We start from the raw sequence: 19,369 nt of genomic DNA on the forward strand, positions 1-19,369 counted from the left end.
CATGCCCATCGCCACCGTGAACCCGGCCACCGGCGAGACCGTACGGACGTACCCGTCGATGAGCGACGACGAGATCGAGCAGGCCCTCGCGGCTGCGGCCGCCGCCCGGCCGCCGATGCGGTCCGCCAGCTTCGCCCAGCGGGCGTCCTGGCTGCGGGCCGCCGCCGACCTGCTCGACGCCGACGCCGACGAGCTGGCCGCCACCATGACCCTGGAGATGGGCAAGCCGATCGGCGCGGCGCTGGCCGAGGTACGCAAGTCGGCGGCCGGTTGCCGGTTCTACGCCGAGCAGGCCGAACGGATGCTCGCCGACGAGCCGGTCGACCCGGCGGCGGTCGGCGCGCGCAGCGCGTACGTGCGCTACGAACCGCTCGGCGTGGTGTTGGCCGTGATGCCGTGGAACTTCCCGCTGTGGCAGGCGCTCCGGTTCGCGGCACCGGCGTTGATGGCCGGCAACGTCGGCCTGCTCAAGCACGCCTCCAACGTGCCGCAGACCGCGGTCTACCTGGTGGAGCTGTTCACCCGGGCCGGGTTCCCGGCCGGGGCGTTCCAGAGCCTGCTGATCGGCGCGTCGACGGTGGACCGGGTGATCCGCGACGACCGGGTGGCGGCGGTGACCCTCACCGGTAGTGAGGCGGCCGGGCGGGCGGTGGCCGCCGCCGCCGGGCAGGCGCTGAAGAAGACGGTGCTGGAGCTGGGCGGCTCGGACCCGTTCGTCGTGCTGCCGTCGGCGGACGTGACTCAGGCGGCGGCGGTCGCCGCGCGGGCCCGCTGCCAGAACAACGGGCAGTCGTGCATCGCGGCGAAACGGTTCATCGTGCACCGGGCGGTGCTCGACGAGTTCACCGGCGAGTTCGTGGCCCGGATGGCGGCGCTGGTGGTCGGTGACCCGGCCGACCCGGCGACCGAGGTCGGGCCGCTGGCCACCGCGCAGACCCGGCAGGACGTGGCCGACCTGGTCGACGACGCGGTGGCCCGGGGAGCGACCGTGCTGACCGGCGCGAAACTGCCGGACGGGCCGGGCTGGTTCTACCCGCCGACGGTGCTCACCGGCGTCGACCCGACCATGCGGCTGTACGCCGAGGAGGCGTTCGGCCCGGTCGCGGTGATCTACCCGGTCGACTCCCTCGACGAGGCGATCGCGGTGGCCAACGGCACCGCGTTCGGGCTCGGCTCGGTCGTCTGGACCGGCGACCCGGCCGAGCAGCGCCGCTGCGTCGACGAACTGGCGGCCGGCAGCGTCACGGTCAACGGAATGACGGTGTCCTACCCGGAGCTGCCGTTCGGCGGCATCAAGACCAGCGGGTACGGCCGGGAGCTGTCGGTGCACGGCATCCGCGAGTTCTGCAACGTCAAGGCCGTCTGGCAGGGCTGACTCCCTCGCGCCAGCGGTGCCGTGTTCATCGTCAACTGCTCAACCTTTTCAAGCGCATCTGCTTGGCGAGCTGAAACGCCTTCCTCCACGGGAACACGGTTCGTCGGTCGGTGCCGGTGCCTGGTGGGTGTGGTGTCCAATCGTCGTCCGGGCCGGAGATGACCCGGACGCCTTCGGCCCGCAGGCCGGCGATGGAGCGTTGGTACGGGGCACGGGCGGCTAGTGCGGCGTTGACGAACGGCACGACGACGGTGGGGACGCCGCGTCCGATCAGTTCGGCGGTCGAGGTGAGCGGGTAGGTGTCGGCAACGCCGCTGGCGAGACGGCAGGGGCGTCGATGAGTCGAGTGCGCTGGCGGTGGCGGCGAACTCGGTTACGGTCCGTAGTGCCGACAGTCCTTGCTCGTGTCGTCCCCACTGGACGTAGGCCGGAGCGACGTCGACGAACAGGGCTGCTTTGCGTTCGGTCAGGGTGATCTTGCCGATCCTACTTGGCGGGCGTAGGTGATGGTGGTGCCGGCGTCGCCTGTGGTGAGGGCGATGTTGACTCGGTGCTGCAGCACGTTGGTGGGGCCGAAGCCGGTCCACCGGTCGTTACCGTCGTGCCCCAGTCGGTTGGCGGCCTGCGTCGCCTCGTCCAGCATGGTGGTGGCAGCGTCGCGGTCATAGCGTCGCGGTCATCGAGCCGGGCGGCGGCGGATGCCTGCGCGAGGGTGACGGCTTGTCGGGTGTGGCCGTTGCTGATCGGTGCGTGGGTCATGATCCGTGCGTTGGTGCCGACCGCGAGGGGGTCGCCGCTGTCCGTATCGGGTGTCACCGACCAAAGGCATCTCGACGCTACTGCCGTTCGCCTGACCGACGCCGGTCGGCGTCTCGGATGGCGTGCCGGACAGCAAGGCGGATGACCCAGTAGAGGGCGACGAACCCGACCGCGTAGATGACGAGGGCACCAATGGGGACGGCGAGGGAGCCGATCTGCAGGACGTCGGACACGGCACCGACGATAGGGGGTTGGCGCCAACGTCGATGCCCGCTGTGCTGACGTCGCCGCCGGTACGCGCGTGGCCCACTCTATCCCTGAACTGGGGTGGGACGCACGAGTCGACCTGTACGTCGGATCTGTCCCGTACGCGCCGGTTGCCCCGGATCGCGCAGCGGTGGCGGCCATCCATCTAGGCCTACCGTCGCCGGCAGGCTCCAGCGGCCTACCCGCAGACTCGGGCGGGCAGCCCTCGAACGCCTGCGCAGGTCGGCGTCTCGCGACACCGGCCCTCTTGGCCTTGCTCCGGGTGGGGTTTACCGAGCCATCCCGGTCACCCGGGATGCTGGTGGGCTCTTACCCCACCGTTTCACCCTTACCGGGCGTTTCACCACCCGGCGGTCTGTTTTCTGTGGCACTGTCCCGCAGGTCGCCCCGGGTTGCCGTTAGCAACCACCCTGCCCTGTGGAGTCCGGACGTTCCTCGGCAGCAGGGGACGTATCCCCCGCTGACGCGGCCGCCCGGTCGACTCATCCGTCCGAGCATCAATCGTACGCAGCCCACGATCATTCCCGCCCGCAGGCCCGGCGGGCCACCTCGACCAGCCCAGAACAGTGATCTAGAAGAACTATGGTCGATATACCGGCCAAATCCTTCTAGATCCACCGCTCGGAAGCTGACCAGGGTCGGCGGAGCGTCGCTGCGCCACTGCACGATCGTCAACCCGCAGTTGAACTGGTTCAACCCGAGCCACCGCCAGTACGGCGCGTGCAGCGCGTGCCGGACCGCCCAGCCGATCACGAAGTTGTGCGTCACCACCAGTTCGTGCCGGTCGACGTCGCCGACCCGCCCCCAGCGGTTCGCCGCTGCCTGTGCCCGTACCGCGCCGGCCGCGAACCGACACTCGTGCACCGCGACCCGGGCAGGGCGGCGACGATCTCCTCGGCGGTCTGCACGGCCCGCGTCGCCGGACGTGGTGTGGTGGACGGCATTCCGGCCGCCGTCGCCGTCAGCGGGCTCTGGGCGCACGAGTTGGTGCACGAGTTGAAGGTCAGCGACCTCGCAAGCGGCAGATAGGGTATCTGGCCTTCAACTCGAGCGCGGAGGCCAACCCCAGCGTGGATGGAACCGGCAGGACGGCGGTCGGCGCAGGGCGCGGGTCAGCGCAGGGCGCGGACCAGCAGCAGGTCGCCGATACCGACGCCGAGGAGGCCGATGTCGACGCCGGCGGAGCATCGGGCGGCGTACCTGGTGGACGCGGTGCGGGCACACCTCGACGTCGGTGACTTCAAAGCGGCGGGTCGGTGGGTGGTCGAGGCGGACCGCTGAGATCCGCGATCGGGCTGACGACCGGCACCTCACGACGAGGGAACCTGTATGACCCTTAAACCGGCGGGTTGAGGGCCATAGCGGTTCCCTCGGTGGCGTCGGCCGGGCCGAGTACCCGGATCTGGTCGCCGGGCCGGATGACGCCCCCGACCACGACGCGGGCGTAGAGGCCACGCAGCCGGGCCTGGCGACCCTGCTCACTCCAGACCAGTTTGTGCGCGTCGCGTCCGTAGCGGTTGGCGAACTTCGCGCACCCGGTGTGCGGTTCGGCCGTCACCTCGATGACCGCCTCGTCGCCGACCGCCAGCCGGGTGCCGGCGGGCAGCGCGTCGGTGTGCAGGTCGAGATCGGCGAAGAGCTGGTCGCCGGCCAGCCCCCAGTGCTGCGGGTCGTCGCCGGCGACCAGCCGGACGAACCGGGAGTTCATCACGGTGAGCTGCCGGTCCGGGTGCGCCGAACCGTCGCCGGTCGCCGAGCTGCCGCGCTGCGCCCAGCTGTCGCCGACCAGCCCGTCGGTGATGTCGAGCGTCCCTTCGGCGAGCAGTTCCCGCTCGTCGACGGCCGGCCGGCGGACGACGAGGTCCAACGTGCCGGAGCCGCGTGGGGAGCGGGCCACCTCGGTGAGCCCGGCGGTGAGCTCGGCGGTGGGCAGGTGACGGGGCGCCGTGGTGTCCATCGGGGGGTGGTGGTCCATGTCCGGAGTGTGGCAGAGCGTACGCACGCCGTCGATAGGATTCACCGCACGCCGGTGCCGCATCGCGGCATCGAACACGTCAGGTCAGCCCGGCCTCCTTAGCGAGGATCGCGGCCTGCACCCGCGAGGCGCAACCGAGCTTGGCCAGCACCCGCGAGACGTGGGTCTTCGCGGTCGCCTCGGTGATCGCCAACGATGCCGCGATGTCGGCGTTGGACAGCCCGCGGCCGAGCGCGGCGAGCACGTCGCGTTCCCGGCTGGTGAGCGCGTCGAACGAGGGACGCGTCGATGACACCTCAGGTACGGCGGCGGAGACGAAGGCAGTGAGGAGCCGACGGGTCACCTCGGGCGCAATCACCCCGTCGCCAGCCGCGACCCGGCGGACCGCGTCCACCAGAGCCACGGGCTCGACCGACTTCAGCAGGAAACCGGCCGCTCCCGCCCGGAGTGCTCCGAACAGGTACTCGTCGATGTCGAAGGAGGTCAGGACGAGCACGTCGGCCACTCCCGCCGAGGTGATCGCCCGCGTCGCGGCGATGCCGTCGGTGCCGGGCATCCGGATGTCCATGACCACGACGTCGGGGCGCAGCGCGCACGCCTGCCGGATCGCCACCGTACCGTCGGCGGCCTCGCCGACGACGGCGATGTCGGCGGCCTGCTCCAGCATCAGCCGTAGTCCGGCGCGGATCGCGGCGTGGTCGTCGGCGAGGACGACGCGGATCCGGGCCGCCGTCACCGTAGCCCTCCGGCCGGCCGCGCCACCGGCACCTCGACCGTCGGGTGCCGGGGCAGCGTCGCCCGGACCCGCCAGTGGTCGCCGTCACGGCCCGCGCTCAGGGCACCGCCCAGCAGGGCGGCGCGCTCACGCATCGACGCCAGACCGGTGCCGGAGCTCAGCGTGGGATGGCCGAGGTCGACGGCCCGGATCAGGGTGTTGGTGACCGTTACGGTGACATGATCCGCCGCCTCGGCCACCTCGACCCGTACCTGGGATCCCGGCGCGTGTTTGCCGGCGTTCGTCAACGCCTCACGGACGATCCGGTAGGCGGCGTGCCCCACCAGCGCGGGGACCTGCGGTACGGCGGCCATGCTCAGGTCGACCCGCAGGCCGCCCGCCTCAGCCGCATCCGCCAGCTCCGGCAGGCGGTCCAGGCCGCCGGGTGCGGTGGCGTCGGCGGCCGGGAAACCGTCCGCCCGCAGTAGGAAGATCATCGACCGCATCTCCTCCAGCGCGGCGAGGCTGCTGGTGCGCACCGCCCGCAGCGCCGCCCGATCGTGTTCGGCGTCCGGCGGTCGCGCGAGTGCCGCGCCGGAGTGGATCGCCGTTGTGGACAGGTGGGCGGCGATGACGTCGTGCAGGTCCCGGGCCACCGCGGCACGTTCGGCGAGCACTGCCTCCCGGGCGGTCCGCTCGGCGGTGAGTACGCCCAATATGCGCTGCTGGCGGAGGTTCGCCGACCACCACAGCGGCACGAACAGCAGTGTGGTCAGCTGCAGACCGATGAAGACCGCGGCCCGGAACTCGCCGATGGCCAGGCCGCCGACGACGCTCGCCGTGCCGATCAGCACGAACACGACGGTCGTCACCGCGGCGCGGGCGCGGGCGGACGCGAACTGCCCTGCCGAGAAGAGCAGGTCGAACAGGACCAGAACGATCGCGATACTGCCGCCGAGGATGGCATCGGCGGCGACCACGCCGGCACCGACGCCCAACGCACGCATCGGATGCCGGCGTTTGCCCAGCATCGCGAGGCAGCCGACGGCCAGCAGGACCGAGTGCCACCACCCCTGCGTCGGACCGGCAAGGTGCCCGTCCAGCACGTCGAGGTCGTGCCAGACGTCGGTCAGCCCGACCAGGTTCAGCACCACACCGACGGCGAAGGTGGTCACGGCGGTGAGGTTGTCCTGCAGCTGGGTGCTGCCCCGCCAGCGTTCGGCCAGCCTGTGCCGCAGTCCTGGCTCCGTCACGCGGTCCATCCCATCACGGCCGGTGCGACGCCGCGTCCGTCGAAGGAGGTACGCGGGCCGGGGCCGGACAACTTTCGGCCGACGCGCCGACCTGACCGCAGCCGGCACCTTACGGCAATGGACTTTGCGCTTCTGGGGTCACTGGTCGTTCTCGCGTTGATCGACTCCACCAGTTTCGGCACGCTGCTCATCCCGATCTGGCTGCTGCTGCACCCGGGGCGGATCCGTCCCGGTCGGATCCTGGTCTTCCTCGGCACCGTCGCCGCCTTCTACTTCCTGATCGGCGTCGCCGTCGCCTCGGGCGCCGAAGCGTTCCTGCCGCAGGTCAGCCGCCTACTCGACGCCCGGCCGGTGAGGTGGGCGCAACTGGTCGTCGGCGTCGCGCTGTTCTTCTGGAGCTTCCGGCTGGACCGCAAGAACAAGCCAGCTGCTCGGGAAGGCCGATTGCAGCGCTGGCGGCAGCGGGCGCTGACCGCCGACGTGTCCGGTCTGGTCGGCTTGGCGCTCGCCGCCGCAGCGGTCGAGGTGACCACGATGCTGCCGTATCTGGCCGCTATCGGGCTGCTGACCACGGCAGGGCTCCCGCCGGGACAGTTGGCGCTGGTGATGGCCGGCTACTGCCTGCTGATGATCACTCCGGCGGTGGGGCTGCTGGTGCTGCGTGGCGCCGGTGGCCGCCGCCTGACACCACTGCTGGGCCGGATCAGCGACTGGATGGCCAGCAACAACGCCCTGTCGTGGATCGTCGGGATCGTCGGGTTCCTGCTTGCCCGCGACGCGCTGGTCCGTCTCGACGTTCTCGACTGAGCGCCGACTGGGCACCGGGACCGGTCACGCCGGGAGCGTCTCACCGACCGAGCGCCGCGTCGAGGTCGTCGAGGTGACCGGCGACCGGGCCGACGGTGAGCATGCCGCTGCCGGCCCCGGCCAGCTCACCGACGGCCGGCGCGAGTGCGGTCCGGGCGCGGCGCATCGCCGTACGGTCGTCGAGGGCGATCGCGGCCCGCGCGGTGAGGCACCACAGCGCCTCGGCCAGCAGGTCGCGCGGTGGGTCCGGGGTCTGCCGCAGTGCCGTCGCGGCGTCGGCCGGTCGGCCCCGCGCCAGCAGCAGGATCGGTCGCGCCCAGGGCCGGTAGGGACCCCAGTCGGTGTCGTCGTCGAAGCGGATCGCCCCGCCGCGCCAGACCCGCAGGCACAGCAGCGCCAGCGGGAGCAGACCCCGCTCGACGCCGGGCATGCCGGCGGTGGCGAGCCGCGCCGCCGCGTCACGGTAGGCGGCCTCGGCGGCGGCCGACGACGACCCGGTCGCGGCCAGCCGCAGCGCCCGGTACCACCCGGTGAACACCCCGACCAGCGGGCGGTCGTGCCGCTGCCCGAGCCGGTCCGCGGCGGCGGCGTGCCGGTCGGCGGCGGCGAAGTCGGCGAGCCCGCTGCGGGCCTGCAACCGGACGAGATGACCGAGGATCTCGTACGTCGCCAGACCGTTGCGGGCGCAGAGCGCGACCAGTTCGGCACCGATCTCGTCCCGCTCGGCGGCCAGACCGGTCCGGTGGAAGGTCTGCATGAACACGCCGTTGAGCGCGAACGCCAGCAGGGCCGGATCGCCCAGCCGCCGCGCGATCCGCTCCGCCTCCCGGGCCGCCTCGAACCCGCGTGCCGCGTGCGTGCCGCGTGACTCCACTGCGACCGTGGCCAGCAGCCGGGCCCGGATGGCGTCAGACAGCCCGGGACGGGCGGTGGCCAGGGCCCGCTCGGCGGCCGTGACGATCTGCGTCGCCTGCGCCGGGTCGTCCGAGCGGGTCCAGATCGCGGGTACGTCGTACCCGCCGATCACCCGGGCGGCGAGCTCAGGATCGCCCAACTGCTCGGCCACGGTGATGGCAGTGATCCGCTGCTCCCGTGCCGCTTCGAGACCGCTCGCCCCGGTCACGGCGAGACTGCGCAGCAGACCGACCGTCGACTCCAGCCGGGCTCCGGAACCGGACGGCACGCTCCGGTCGTACGCCGCCGTGGCCTCCGCCCAGAGCCGTTCCGGCGCGGCCGGACCCGGACCGTCGTCGACCCGTTCGGTCTGGCGCAGGATGTCGGCCTCCAGGTGCCGCAGTCGCGGGCCCGGATCGATGCCCAGCTCGTCGAGCAGCAGCCGGCGGGCCCGGCGCAGGACGGCGAGCGCGTCGCCTTGGCGGCCGGCCCGGTACAGCGCGAGTGCCAGCAGCCGCCACGCCTCCTCCCGCCACGGATGCCCGGCCACGTGGGCGTCGAGATCCGGTACGGCGTCGGCGGCCCGCCCGAGGCCCAACAGCGCCTCGGCCCGCTGCTCGACGGCGTTGAGCCGGAGCTGATCGAGACGGGACCGCTCGACCTGCGCCCACGGCTCGTCGTCGAATCCGGCGTACGCGGGCCCGCGCCACCAGCTCAGCGCACGATCGAGCTGGTCGAGCGCCGGGCGTGGGGCAGCCGAGGGCGTGGCAGCGACCGTGTCCTCGAACCGCCAGGCGTCGACCGCCTCCGGCGTCGGCCGCAGCGCGTACCCCGGGCCCTCGGTGACCAGCAGCCGGGCCGGCGACCGCGGCGGACGCTGCGGCTCCAGCGCGCGCCGCAACGCCGCGACGAAGGTTCGTACGGCGCTCACCGCGCCCGGCGCGGGCTCCGGCCACAGATCGTCGACGAGGCGGTCGACCGGGACGACCCGGCCCCGGGCGACGACGAGCCGGGCGAGCACCGCCCGGTGCTTCGGCCCTTTCAGGTCGATCGGCGCGCCGACGTCGTCCCAGGCGACGACCGGGCCGAGGACACCGAAGCTGACCTGCACTGACCGGACCGCCCTTCTGCACCTGCGCTCAACGTATCGCGCTCATCGGTTGCTCATCCGGGCCCGGCACGCTGGATTCCGGCACCGACCAGAAGAAAGGGTACGATCATGACTTTTGCTATCCCCGGCTTCGACTACCGGCGGGTCGCGGTAGACGGCGACGTGGCACTGAACGTGGCGGTCGGCGGTACGGGCCGCCCGATCGTGCTGCTGCACGGCTTTCCGCAGACCCACGCCATGTGGCGGCACGTCGCCGCCGACCTGGCCGCCGACCACACGGTGATCGTGCCGGACCTGCGCGGCTACGGCGCGAGTGACAAACCCGAGGTGGTCGACCGGGACACGTACTCGAAGCGGACCATGGCCGCCGACATCGTCGCGCTCGCCGGCAAGCTCGGCCACGAACGTTTCGCCCTGGCCGGCCACGACCGCGGCGCCCTGGTCGCCATCCGCGCTGGCCTGGACCATCCCGGCAAGATCAGCCACCTGGCCTCGCTCGACGTGCTGCCGACCCTGGACATGTGGGATGTTCTGCACGGCTCCACCGCCGCGGTCGCGTTCCACCTGTACCTGATGGCCCAGCCACCCGGTCTGCCCGAGCAGATGATCGGCGCCAGCGCGGACGCCTTCTTCGGTTACTTCCTCGACCTGTGGACCCGCGACCCGCAGGCCATCCCCGCCGACGCACGGGCGGAGTACCTGCGGGCCTCGCGCGAGGCGGTCACCTCGATCGTCGCCGACTACCGGGCCTCGGCCGACATCGACATCGAACACGACCGGGCCGACCGGACGGCCGGTAACCGGCTGGTCATGCCGGTCACCGTCGTGCAGCAGGACTGGGGTGCCGCACTCGGGTTCGACGCCGCCGCGCTGTGGCGTACCTGGGCCGACGACCTGGAGCACCGCACCACCTCGGCCGGACACTTCATGGCCGAGGAGGCACCCGAGGAGATCATCAAGATGCTGCGTTCGCTGCTTGAGCGCTAGCGCTCTCATGCCCCGGTGGACGGGCCGCTGGCCCGGCCCCGGGACGGGTCGGGGCCGGGCCAGCGGTGGTTCAGTTCGCGGTGCAGGTGGGGGTCATGCCGGTTCCGCTGCCGTTGCCCTGGAAGCCGAATTCGGTGACCTGGCCGGGGTTGAGCTGGCCGTTGTAACTGACGTTGGTGAATCGGACGGTGCCGGTGCTCCCGCTGGCGCTGGCGTTCCAGGTGTTGGTGACGCTGGCACCGCCGGGCAGGGTCATGGTGACGGTCCACCCGTTGGTGCCGGCGGAGCCGGCGGTGATGCGGATGGTGGCGACGAAGCCGCCGGTCCAGGAGTTCAGCGAGACGGTTGCGGTGCAGCCACCGTTGCCCGGCGGCGGCGTGGTCGGGCCCGGCGGGGGAGTGGTGGGGCCGGGTGGCGGCGTGGTCGGGTTCGGTTGGCCGCCCTGGAACTGGGAGAAGAACTGCCAGATCTCGCCCTTGGTCCAGGTGTTGACGCCGCTCTCGGTGTAGGTGCCGTCGACCGGGCCGGGGGTGTGCCCGTTGTCGTAGGCGGCCCACTGCACCGGGTACCCGGAGCGGCAGCCCGTGTAGGCGGTGGTGATGTGCGCCCGGCTGCCCTGCGCGGGCTCCCGGGGGCTCTGCTGCGTGCAGCCGTTGTTGCGGACGAACGTGTCGCGCAGTGACCGTCCCATGGAGATGGGCAGGACGTTGTCGGTGATGCCGTGCAGTCCGAAGTACGCGACCGGCTGGGTGCCACCGCTGCACCCGCTGATCAGCCCGCCGGAGATGACCGCCACGGCCCGGATCTCGTTCGGCCGGGCGCAGGCGAGCGCGTAGCTCATCCCGCCGCCCCAGCTGAAGCCGAGGGCGAAGCGCTGGGTGGTGTCCACGCAGAGGTCGCTCTCGATCCGCCGGATCATGTCGTCGAAGAAGGTGACGTCCTGTCCACCGGGGTTCGCCCAGCCGTTGTCGATCCCCTGCGGAGCGACCAGGATCGCGCTGTTGTTCGACAGTTGCTGCTGGCCGTAGTAGGCCCAGGCGGCGCCGCTGCTGCCACCTGAGTTGACGTCGTTGGCGGTGCCGCCGCGCCAGTGGTACGCGATGATCAGCCGGTACTGACGGGTGTTGTCGTAGTTGGCTGGCAGCCGCAGGATGAAGCTGCGGCTGCGGCCGCTGCTCTGGACCGTGTGGGTGCCGTTACCCATTGTCGGGTTTCGTCCGCATCCGGCGCTCGCTGCGGCAGCGCCGACGTCCGTGGCGGACACCGCGCCGGTGCCCACTGTCGTGCTGGTGCTGTCGAGATCTGCGCTGTCGAAGCCGCGGCCGAGTGCCGTGCCGGCCGCAGCCACCGCGACCAACGCCGCGAGCAGGAGAGGTCCGGGAAAGAATCGAGTTCCTGACATTGCCACTTCCTTGGATTCATGGCACAGGTGGGATGCGCACGCTGGCACGTGCGATCGATGTGTCGGTTGGTCGTCTCCGCCGGCTCGGGCGTTGGCCGGATCCCGGCTCGGCGCTCGGCGTGCCCTGGGCGGACGACTCGATCTGGGGGTTCGACCAGCGGCCCGCCCGGTGAGTCGCAGGTGTCACCCAAGACATCGATTGTGATCGATAACAAGGTGGTCGTCAAGTCGTATCGGCCGGGATCGGCCCAAGAAGGTTGGGAGCTCACCGGCCGTCCCCCGATCGGATCGGTCCGTCGAGCGGGGGCGTTGTGAGCGGTAACAGCGATCGCTCCGGGCGCAGCGCCGTGGCAAACTACCTAGAGTTCTAGAACAGATGGTGATAGTTATAGAGTTGTCGAGGATGACTCGGACGGCTGACAGACGGAGAGGTGTGGCATCGTGACCGACGTACTGCAGAGGTCCAGGAGTACCGGGATGGGTGACCCCGGTCCGACCGGGCGGTTCGGCCACTACGGCGGCGGGTACGTGCCGGAGTCGCTGGTCGAGACCTGCCGGCAGGTGGCGGAGGCGTTCCGGCGGGCGTGGTCGGACCCGGAGTTCCGGGATGGCCTCACCCGCCTGCTGGCGGTGCACGTCGGCCGTCCGACGCCGCTCACACCGGCGCTACGCCTCTCCGCGGAACTCGGCGTCCACCTGATGCTCAAGCGGGAGGACCTGACCCACACCGGCTCCCACAAGATCAACAACGTGCTCGGCCAGGCACTGCTCGCCCGCCGGATGGGCCGGTCGCACCTGATCGCCGAGACCGGCGCCGGGCAGCACGGCGTCGCCACCGCCACCGCAGCGGCGCTGCTCGGCCTACGCGCCACCGTCTTCATGGGCGAGCGGGACATCGAACGGCAGGCGCTCAACGTGTTCCGGATGCAACTGCTCGGTGCCGAGGTGGTCCCGGTCGGCACCGGCAGCCGCACTCTCTCCGACGCCACCGGCGAGGCCATACGCTATTGGGTCGGGCGTACCGACGAGGCGCACTACTGCGCCGGCTCGGTGATCGGACCGCACCCGTATCCGTGGATGGTGCGGACCTTCCAACGGGTCATCGGCGACGAGGCTCGCGGCCAGTGCGCCCGCGAGTTGGCCACTGCGGTGCCGGACTACGTCGTGGCCTGCGTCGGCGGCGGCTCCAACGCCGCCGGCACCTTCGCCGGTTTCGTCGACACATCCGCCCGGCTGGTCGGGGTGGAGGCGGCCGGTGGCGCTGGTGCGACGCTCGGTCGGGTCGGCGTCCTGCATGGATGCCGCTCCCGGTTCCTGCAGGACGACGCCGGGCAGATCGTCGAGGCGCACTCCATCGCCGCCGGACTCGACTACCCGGGCGTCGGGCCCGAGCACGCCCACCTGCGTGACCTTGGTCGGGCCCGGTACGAGACGGTGACCGACGACGAAGCGGCCGCCGCCGTGGTCCGGTTGGCCCGTACCGAGGGAATCGTCCCGGCCCTGGAATCGGCACACGCGCTCGCCTGGGTCGTCCGCGCGGCCGGCGCCGGTGAACTGCCGCCCGGCGCGACCGTCCTGCTCACTCTCTCCGGGCGCGGCGACAAGGACGTCTCGACGCTCAAGGACGTTTCGACCAGCAACGACACGCCGACCCCCGGTGACCCGGCATGACGCTCGAAGACCGGCTGCGGCGGCGCCGGGCCGCCGGGCGCAAACTGCTGATGCCGTACGTCACCGGTGGGATCACCACGACCTGGCTCGACCAGCTGCGGGCCTTCGTCGAGGCCGGAGCCGACGCGGTCGAGGTCGGTCTGCCGTTCTCCGACCCCACCCTGGACGGTGCCACCATCCAGGAGGCGACCCACCGGGCGTTGGCGCGCGGGGCGACGACCCGGGGCATCCTCGACGACCTCGCCGGCGCCGCGACCGAGGTGCCGCTGGTTGCCAGCACCTACTACAACCTGGTCCTGCACGCCGGCCCTCAGCGGTTCTGTGCCGCGCTGCGCGACGCCGGAGTCAGCGGCCTGATCGTGCCGGACCTGCCGCTCGGCGAGGCCGACGAGTTGGCCGGCTCGGCCGCCTCCGCCGGCATCGACCTGGTCCTGCTGGCCGCCCCGACCACCCCGCCGCCCCGGCTGGCACAGATCGCCGAGCGCAGCCGGGGCTTCGTCTACGCCGTGTCGGTGATGGGCACCACCGGTGAACGGACCACGGTCGCCGCCTCCGCCGGGGCACTTGTCGACCGGCTACGGTGCGCCACAGACCGGCCGGTCCTGGTGGGATTCGGCATCTCCACTGCGGAGCAGGCCGCGCACGTCGCCAGCACCGCCGACGGTGTCGTCGTGGGAGCCGCGCTGATGCGTCGGGTGCTCGATGGAGCCAGCCCGTACGATGTCGGCAGCTACCTCGCCCGGATGCGCCATGCCCTCGACCAGGACCTGCCTCCGGGCGGTGGACAGTGGACCAGAGCGTGACCGAGCAGGAGCGAGACGACCGTGACCGCGAGCCCTGGACCCGCCCCGAGGTACCAGGCCATCGCCGCCGACCTCGCGGCGAAGATCCGGGGCGGCGAGTACACCCCCGGCGATGCGCTGCCCCCGCAACGCGAGCTGAGCGCGGCCTACGGCGTCACCCTGATGACCCTGCGCCAGGCCCTGCGCCGGCTCAGCGACGACGGGCTGATCGTGCAACAGCCCGGCCGGGGCACCTTCGTCGCCCCGCCGCACCTGGCGTACGAACTCGGCTCGCTGCACAGTTTCGCCGACGACCTGGTCAGACAGGGCCACGCGGTACGCACGACCGTGCTCGCCCGGTCGGTGCGGCGCGCGTCGGCTCGCGCCGCGACCCAGTTGCGGATCGCGCCGGGCGAGCACGCGCTGCGGCTGGAGCGACTGCGTGAGTTCGCCGGCCGCCCCGCGATCCACCAGGTCTCCTGGGTACGCCAACCGCACGCCGACCGGATTCGCGGCCGGGACTTCACCGCCGAGTCGCTGTACGGCGCTCTCGCCGAGATCGGCGTCTCGGTCGCCAGGGCGACCGAGACGGTTCACCCCGGCCTGCTCGACTCCGTCGTCGCGCCCCTGCTGAAGGAACCGGCCGGCAGCGCCGTGTTCGTCAGTGACCGGATCACCTACGCCGTCGACACGACCGCCGTCGTCGTCGACCGGGCCACCATCCTCGGCAGCATGATGGAGATCCGTACCGAGCGGGCGGTCACCGGTCTGTCGCTGCGCTGGGGCGCGACCGGTTGAGTCGACCTCGGCTAAGCCCGATGGTCGTCGCGGCGGGCGAGGGCGAGGCACCGCAGTCGCTCGGCCGCCCCGGTGGCCCGGGTGAGCGCGGTCCTGACCTCGGCCGCTCCCCGCCCACACTTGATCATGTAGAAGAGGAAGAGGTTGATCGACGCCACGGACAGGGCGTACACGTACACGTCCTGCAGCGCGCCCTGGTAGACCGCGAGGCCGATCGTCCAGACGATCCCCGCGTAGAACAGCGAGGTCGGCGTCCACTCCGCGAACGACGCGAGCCCGGTGACCTTCGCGTCGCTCGACGGCACGGTGCTCAACCCCCGTCGACGCGCGTCCGTGAGGGCACGCCGGGCGAACAGGAGCGTCGCGCTGTTCGTGAACAGTGACAGGGTCTGGCCGATGGCGCTGTTGATCGGCCAGAGCCGAGGGTCGTAGAGCACGATCGGCAGCACCAACGCGGCACCGGTGACCGTCTGTATCCGGATGGCGAACTGGGCGAGGGCGGCTCGGATGGTGAGTCCGCCGGCCCGCCAGCCGGCGGCCAGCGGATTCATGCCGGCGAAAATGTTGTGGTAGTACTTCGCGGACACCATCGCATACGTCAGACCGACCAGCAGGGCGGGCGCGTTCGCCTCGATGTCCGGCATCGAGTATCCGGGAGCGCGCAGCGAGTCGAGGAACGGGAAACGGTCCTCCGAGCCACCGACCACCTGTTGCAGCGCCTCCACCAACCGGTTGCCCCAGGACCAGTCGAGCTGCCGGACGATCCAGATCAGGGTGATGGAGAACGTCACCGCCCAGGCCACCGAGGAGAGCCAGGACCAGGCCAGCAACCGGGCCGCTGCGAGGGCTGACGAGCGACTGGCGGCACCCGGCTCACCCCGGCGGGTCCGGTAGATGCGGCGCAACTGGCCGGGGGCTCCGGCGAGTGGCCGGAACAGCCCGAGGGTCAGCCGGGTCTGGAACAGCTCCCAGGTGCCACGGACCAGGTGGCCGTCCGTCGGCGGCGTCCGGGCCGCTTCGGCGTCGAGTTCGGCGGTGAAGGCGGCGTGGAGTCGGGCGTACCGGGAGATCTCCGGTGCCGGTCGCTGTTCCTGGTCGCTTGCGGCGTGCTGCCCGGTGGGTGCGGCGTCCGGAGAGAACAGCAGCAGCCGGTGGTCCGGGTGGGTGTCGATGAGATCCTCGATGAACCGGGCCAGCAGCGGCGCGTGGGCGTAGAACTCGTCCGGAACGACATCGCCCGGTTCCCCGCCACCGAACATGGTCAGCAACTTGCCCAGCGAGTAGACGTCGGACTTGTCACCGGCCGCCCCGTCGGTCTTGACCTCGGGAGCGACGAACTGTCCGTCCGGGCCTTCGAGCGCGCCGAAGGCGTACGTGTACAGGTAGTTCGCGCCGATGTCGATCAGCCGGAAAACGGGCCGGCCGTCCCGGTAGGTCACGATGATGTTCGATGGGGCGAGGTCGCCGTGCCCCCGCCGGGTCGGCTCGGCGGGGTGGTTGTCGGCGTTGAGGAACCGGTCGAGCTCTGCGAGCGCCAGGAAGGCAGCCGTGCCGTAGTCCCGCAGGTCGGCCAGGAGCACGAACCGGTCGACCGAGGCTTCACCGAGGCCCTGGTCGTCGCCGGGAGTCGCCCGCCGTCCGGGCCGCGCGCGTCGCGCGGTACGGCGTCGCGCGGTGCGCTCCCGCCACACCTCGTGCAGCCCACGCCCGGCGACGAAGTCCATCAGGATCCAGCTGTGCGAGCTGGCCCAGACCGCGACCAGGTGTTCCGCCTGGACACCGGCGAGATCGTAGAGCCCGGCGTACGCCCTGGTCGTGCTCGCGATGCGCGGGATCCGCAGGTACGGGTAGAGGATCAACTTGAGGGCGAAGGGTCGACGCAGCCCGCCCCGTCGGGTGCCGGACCCGCGCAGGATCACCGAGGTGGTCCCGTGTTCGTGGAACTCGAGGGTGTCGAAGTCGATCCCGTGGGCCCACTCGGAGCTTGCGACGGCGTCCTGACCGTCCTGGTCTGGCAGCGGTCCGCCCGCTGGCCGGTACAGTTCGCGGATCGTCTCCCGTACCGGCCGCTGTCGGACGAGGCGCCGGCACACGCCGGGACAGTCGTGACCGGGCGGGGGCGCGTCGCCGTCGGCGGTGCCCGCCCGGGCCGGCCCCGTGGCGGTCCGCCGGTCACTCGACTCGGCCAGGCCGGTCAGGGTGATCAACATCAGCGCCAGGAAGCCGACCGTCTGCCGACGCGGTACCGGCAGGGCGGCGGCACCGTCGGCGAGCCGGTCGCAGTGCCGCGCCAGACCGTCGAGGACCGCGGTCCAGCTGCCCGGGCGGAACCGGTCGTCGAAGGACCGCCGGTCGAACGGAACGTCGCGCAGCAGCGCCCGCCAGGAGGCCAGGTCGTCGGCCGTGGGTCGGTTCGTCGCAGTCGTCCGCCGTGCGCCCGCCGTCTCTCCGGCGGCCGTCGCACCGCTGGCCGGCAGCAGCAGCTTCGCCAACCGGTCGAGGTCCGGCCCGGCCGGGCCGGGCGGTCGGGAGAGCTCCTCGACCAACTGGTCGAGGGTCGGCCGGGCGGCCATCAGCGCTGGTCCACGACCATCAGGCGGGGCACCGCGTGCAGCCGCCCCGACCGGAGCAGGTCCACCGGTCGTCCCTCGACCGCGCAGTACATCAGGGAGTACGCCCGGCGCGCCGCGCTGATCAGCAGGTGCGAGCGCAGTTCGTGCCGTTTGACCTCGGTGTCCTCCGGCAACGGGGCGAGGTCGAGGACGTACGGCGCCAGGCGGCTCGCGACGTCGCGCCGGGCGGTGAGGTCGACCTGGTCGCGGAGCCGTTGCCGGACCGACGCCAGGTAGGCGGCGCCCAGCCCTTTCTTGATTTTCTCCAGGTAGCGGTGGGTGTACCGGTGCTGCAGGCCGAGCCCGCCGTTTCCGCTGCGCATGGGACGGGTGCTGAGGGAGAGCACGTGGGTGCATCCGTCGCGCAGCGCCAGCCGGAACGGCAGGGCGGTGACCACGCCACCGTCGAGGGCCCGCCAGCCCCGGAACTGCGCCGTTCCCCGTACGGCGATCGGCAGCCAGGCGGAGGCCAGCAGCGCGGCTTTGAGGTCGGTGCGGTCGGTGAAGTCGGATATCAACCGGGTGCGAATGGCATCGACATCGGTAATAGCCACATGAAGTGGGGTATCGGCCACCAGAACACGATCATAGGCGAGCGGCTTGATGATCTCCACGACCTCGCCGAACGCGTAGTCGAGATCGAGGACGTTCCCGCCACGGAGGCCGCGGGCGAAGTCGATGAATCGGCGGCTGGTCAGATCGTCGTAGTAGATCGAGACGGGGTACCAGGTCCCGCCGGCGAGGAAATAGGCGCTGTTCACCGCGCCGGACGAGCATCCGTACACCGCGTCGAACGCGTCGCTGAAACCCTGGTCCTCCAGTGCCGCGAGCATCGAGGCGGAGACGACTCCCCGCATCCCGCCACCCTCGACGGCGAGGCCGACCTTCGCCGTGTCACCGTGATCGCGGGCACCGGGCCGGCTGCCGGAGGCGCGCCGCTCCCGGATGATCTCCAGTACCGGGTGTTCGGCGTCCCAGGGCTGGGTGGCGATGGCGTCCGGCGGCCCGCCCATGCTCTCAGCCGACCTGCTCGGCGAGGCGGGGACCGGCGGGCGACACCATCGACGATGGACTCACTCTGTCGATGTTGCCAGTCGATGGATCTGTTCGGCAAACGCGAATATTCGCAGATGCCGGACACGAGGCGAGACCCCCGGGAATTGATCTTCGAATTCGGCGTCCCCTTCGTGAAGAATACTCTGATGGTCCAGGTCTCGCCGCCGTTGTTGCTCGACTGTCACGTCGCGCGTCACGCACGTCACCGTCCCCGTCGGGTTTGAGCGGGCGGTCCCGGGGCAGATGAACCGACTGGACACCGTACGCGAGTGAGAGGAGCCGCAGATGGCGACGACACTGCAGGGCAAACGGGTCGCCTTCCTGGCCGCCGACGGGGTGGAGGAGGTCGAGTACACCCAGCCACGCGAAGCGGTCGAGGCGGCCGGTGCCACCGTCGAACTGGTGTCGGTCCAGCCGGGCGAGATTCGGGCCTTCAACCACCTGGACAAGTCCCGGACGTACCCGGTGGACGTCACCGCGGACAAGGCGGACCCGGACTCCTACGACGCGCTGGTGCTGCCCGGCGGGGTGGCGAACCCGGACTTTCTGCGTACCGACCCGGACGCGGTCGACTTCGTCCGGTCGTTCTTCACCGCCGGCAAGCCGGTCGGGGCGATCTGCCACGCGCCGTGGACGATGATCGAGGCCGGGGTGGTGCAGGGCCGCACCCTCACCTCCTGGCCGAGCCTGCGCACCGACCTGACCAACGCCGGGGCGACCTGGGTGGACACCGAGTGCCAGGTGGACAACGGGCTGGTCACCAGTCGCAGACCGGACGACCTGCCGGCGTTCTGCGCGAAGCTGGTCGAGGAGATCGCCGAGGGCCGGCACTGACCATCGCAGGTGGACGCCTACCGACAGCAGCCGGTACGGGCGCGTCGTTGAGCCCGTACCGGCTGTCGGTC

Annotated in this window: 15 protein-coding genes, 1 other RNA gene and 3 pseudogenes; 7 read left to right on the top strand and 12 right to left on the bottom strand. The window is 71.5% G+C overall.

Annotated features, from left to right (window positions below; all coding sequences use genetic code 11):
* Position 1 precedes the first annotated feature (1 nt).
* The gene (locus O7629_RS07725; RefSeq protein ID WP_278168348.1) at positions 2 to 1,375 is read left to right on the top strand and encodes an NADP-dependent succinic semialdehyde dehydrogenase; all 1,374 of its coding nucleotides are present in this window, start codon (positions 2 to 4) and stop codon (positions 1,373 to 1,375) included.
* A gap of 31 nt (positions 1,376 to 1,406) precedes the next feature.
* Here the strand turns inward: O7629_RS07725 and O7629_RS07730 are convergent.
* The 8 genes and pseudogenes from O7629_RS07730 to O7629_RS07765 all read right to left on the bottom strand — a co-directional run.
* A pseudogene (locus O7629_RS07730) lies at positions 1,407 to 1,700 on the bottom strand (flavoprotein); the annotation flags it as partial.
* A 55-nt stretch (positions 1,701 to 1,755) separates the two neighbouring features.
* A pseudogene (locus O7629_RS07735) lies at positions 1,756 to 2,173 on the bottom strand (hypothetical protein); the annotation flags it as partial.
* Positions 2,174 to 2,211: 38 nt separating this feature from the next.
* Positions 2,212 to 2,367 carry a hypothetical protein gene (locus O7629_RS07740; RefSeq protein WP_278168349.1) on the bottom strand — a complete coding sequence of 52 codons (156 nt, stop codon included), beginning with the start codon at positions 2,365 to 2,367 and terminating at the stop codon, positions 2,212 to 2,214.
* A gap of 100 nt (positions 2,368 to 2,467) precedes the next feature.
* Positions 2,468 to 2,886: RNase P RNA component class A (gene rnpB / locus O7629_RS07745), an RNA gene on the bottom strand.
* Between the two features lie 217 nt (positions 2,887 to 3,103).
* A pseudogene (locus O7629_RS33610) lies at positions 3,104 to 3,394 on the bottom strand (hypothetical protein); the annotation flags it as partial.
* A gap of 343 nt (positions 3,395 to 3,737) precedes the next feature.
* A complete protein-coding gene (locus O7629_RS07755; RefSeq protein ID WP_278168350.1) occupies positions 3,738 to 4,376 on the bottom strand; it encodes an MOSC domain-containing protein in 639 nt (212 codons plus the stop codon).
* 79 nt (positions 4,377 to 4,455) lie between these two features.
* Entirely contained in the window at positions 4,456 to 5,112 is a 657-nt protein-coding gene (locus O7629_RS07760) for a response regulator transcription factor (RefSeq protein WP_278168351.1), read from the bottom strand.
* A complete protein-coding gene (locus tag O7629_RS07765; RefSeq protein WP_278168352.1) occupies positions 5,109 to 6,344 on the bottom strand; it encodes a histidine kinase in 1,236 nt (411 codons plus the stop codon). The genes O7629_RS07760 and O7629_RS07765 overlap by 4 nt, the downstream gene beginning before the upstream one ends.
* A gap of 117 nt (positions 6,345 to 6,461) precedes the next feature.
* Here O7629_RS07765 and O7629_RS07770 point away from each other — a divergent pair, with 117 nt between their 5' ends.
* A complete protein-coding gene (locus O7629_RS07770) occupies positions 6,462 to 7,151 on the top strand; it encodes a GAP family protein (protein ID WP_278168353.1) in 690 nt (229 codons plus the stop codon).
* A 40-nt stretch (positions 7,152 to 7,191) separates the two neighbouring features.
* Here the strand turns inward: O7629_RS07770 and O7629_RS07775 are convergent, their stop codons facing one another.
* Positions 7,192 to 9,156, bottom strand: coding sequence for a BTAD domain-containing putative transcriptional regulator (locus O7629_RS07775; RefSeq protein WP_278168354.1), 1,965 nt, complete (start codon positions 9,154 to 9,156; stop codon positions 7,192 to 7,194).
* Between the two features lie 108 nt (positions 9,157 to 9,264).
* Between O7629_RS07775 and O7629_RS07780 the strand changes: the two genes are divergently transcribed.
* Positions 9,265 to 10,143: an alpha/beta hydrolase gene (locus O7629_RS07780; RefSeq protein ID WP_278168355.1), complete on the top strand. Its 879-nt coding sequence runs from the start codon at positions 9,265 to 9,267 to the stop codon at positions 10,141 to 10,143.
* A 70-nt stretch (positions 10,144 to 10,213) separates the two neighbouring features.
* Here O7629_RS07780 and O7629_RS07785 read toward each other — a convergent pair whose 3' ends face one another.
* Positions 10,214 to 11,545, bottom strand: coding sequence for a cellulose binding domain-containing protein (locus O7629_RS07785; protein ID WP_278168356.1), 1,332 nt, complete (start codon positions 11,543 to 11,545; stop codon positions 10,214 to 10,216).
* A gap of 477 nt (positions 11,546 to 12,022) precedes the next feature.
* Here O7629_RS07785 and trpB point away from each other — a divergent pair, with 477 nt between their 5' ends.
* Genes trpB through O7629_RS07800 form a run of 3 tightly spaced genes read left to right on the top strand, consistent with a single transcriptional unit; the run spans position 12,023 to position 14,796 of the window.
* Positions 12,023 to 13,216 (top strand): tryptophan synthase subunit beta, encoded by a 1,194-nt coding sequence (trpB, locus tag O7629_RS07790; protein WP_278168357.1) that lies wholly within the window; start codon positions 12,023 to 12,025, stop codon positions 13,214 to 13,216.
* Positions 13,213 to 14,019 carry a tryptophan synthase subunit alpha gene (gene trpA, locus O7629_RS07795; RefSeq protein WP_278168358.1) on the top strand — a complete coding sequence of 269 codons (807 nt, stop codon included), beginning with the start codon at positions 13,213 to 13,215 and terminating at the stop codon, positions 14,017 to 14,019. The genes trpB and trpA overlap by 4 nt, the downstream gene beginning before the upstream one ends.
* A gap of 21 nt (positions 14,020 to 14,040) precedes the next feature.
* Positions 14,041 to 14,796, top strand: a complete 756-nt coding sequence (locus O7629_RS07800) for a GntR family transcriptional regulator (RefSeq protein WP_278168359.1) — start codon at positions 14,041 to 14,043, stop codon at positions 14,794 to 14,796.
* 11 nt (positions 14,797 to 14,807) lie between these two features.
* On the opposite strand, the gene O7629_RS07805 is transcribed toward O7629_RS07800, so the two are convergent.
* Together O7629_RS07805 and O7629_RS07810 are read right to left on the bottom strand one after the other, a co-directional pair.
* A complete protein-coding gene (locus O7629_RS07805; RefSeq protein ID WP_278168360.1) occupies positions 14,808 to 17,369 on the bottom strand; it encodes a hypothetical protein in 2,562 nt (853 codons plus the stop codon).
* A complete protein-coding gene (locus O7629_RS07810; protein WP_278168361.1) occupies positions 17,369 to 18,421 on the bottom strand; it encodes a patatin-like phospholipase family protein in 1,053 nt (350 codons plus the stop codon). Before O7629_RS07810 ends, O7629_RS07805 begins: the two co-directional genes overlap by 1 nt.
* 328 nt (positions 18,422 to 18,749) lie before the next feature.
* Here O7629_RS07810 and O7629_RS07815 point away from each other — a divergent pair, with 328 nt between their 5' ends.
* A complete protein-coding gene (locus O7629_RS07815) occupies positions 18,750 to 19,298 on the top strand; it encodes a type 1 glutamine amidotransferase domain-containing protein (RefSeq protein WP_278168362.1) in 549 nt (182 codons plus the stop codon).
* Positions 19,299 to 19,369: the final 71 nt, after the last annotated feature.

Origin of the sequence: Solwaraspora sp. WMMD792 (genome assembly GCF_029626105.1) — a bacterium.
Classification (GTDB): domain Bacteria; phylum Actinomycetota; class Actinomycetes; order Mycobacteriales; family Micromonosporaceae; genus Micromonospora_E.

Bases quoted from the DNA above. Each gene is read 5' to 3' on its own strand.
- trpA (WP_278168358.1), top strand. From the start codon at position 13,213: ATGACGCTCGAAGACCGGCTGCGGCGGCGCCGGGCCGCCGGGCGCAAA.
- O7629_RS07770 (WP_278168353.1), top strand. From the start codon at position 6,462: ATGGACTTTGCGCTTCTGGGGTCACTGGTCGTTCTCGCGTTGATCGAC.
- O7629_RS07810 (WP_278168361.1), bottom strand. From the start codon at position 18,421: ATGGGCGGGCCGCCGGACGCCATCGCCACCCAGCCCTGGGACGCCGAA.
- O7629_RS07785 (WP_278168356.1), bottom strand. From the start codon at position 11,545: ATGTCAGGAACTCGATTCTTTCCCGGACCTCTCCTGCTCGCGGCGTTG.
- O7629_RS07805 (WP_278168360.1), bottom strand. From the start codon at position 17,369: ATGGCCGCCCGGCCGACCCTCGACCAGTTGGTCGAGGAGCTCTCCCGA.
- trpB (WP_278168357.1), top strand. From the start codon at position 12,023: ATGGGTGACCCCGGTCCGACCGGGCGGTTCGGCCACTACGGCGGCGGG.
- O7629_RS07815 (WP_278168362.1), top strand. From the start codon at position 18,750: ATGGCGACGACACTGCAGGGCAAACGGGTCGCCTTCCTGGCCGCCGAC.
- O7629_RS07780 (WP_278168355.1), top strand. From the start codon at position 9,265: ATGACTTTTGCTATCCCCGGCTTCGACTACCGGCGGGTCGCGGTAGAC.
- O7629_RS07725 (WP_278168348.1), top strand. From the start codon at position 2: ATGCCCATCGCCACCGTGAACCCGGCCACCGGCGAGACCGTACGGACG.
- O7629_RS07755 (WP_278168350.1), bottom strand. From the start codon at position 4,376: ATGGACCACCACCCCCCGATGGACACCACGGCGCCCCGTCACCTGCCC.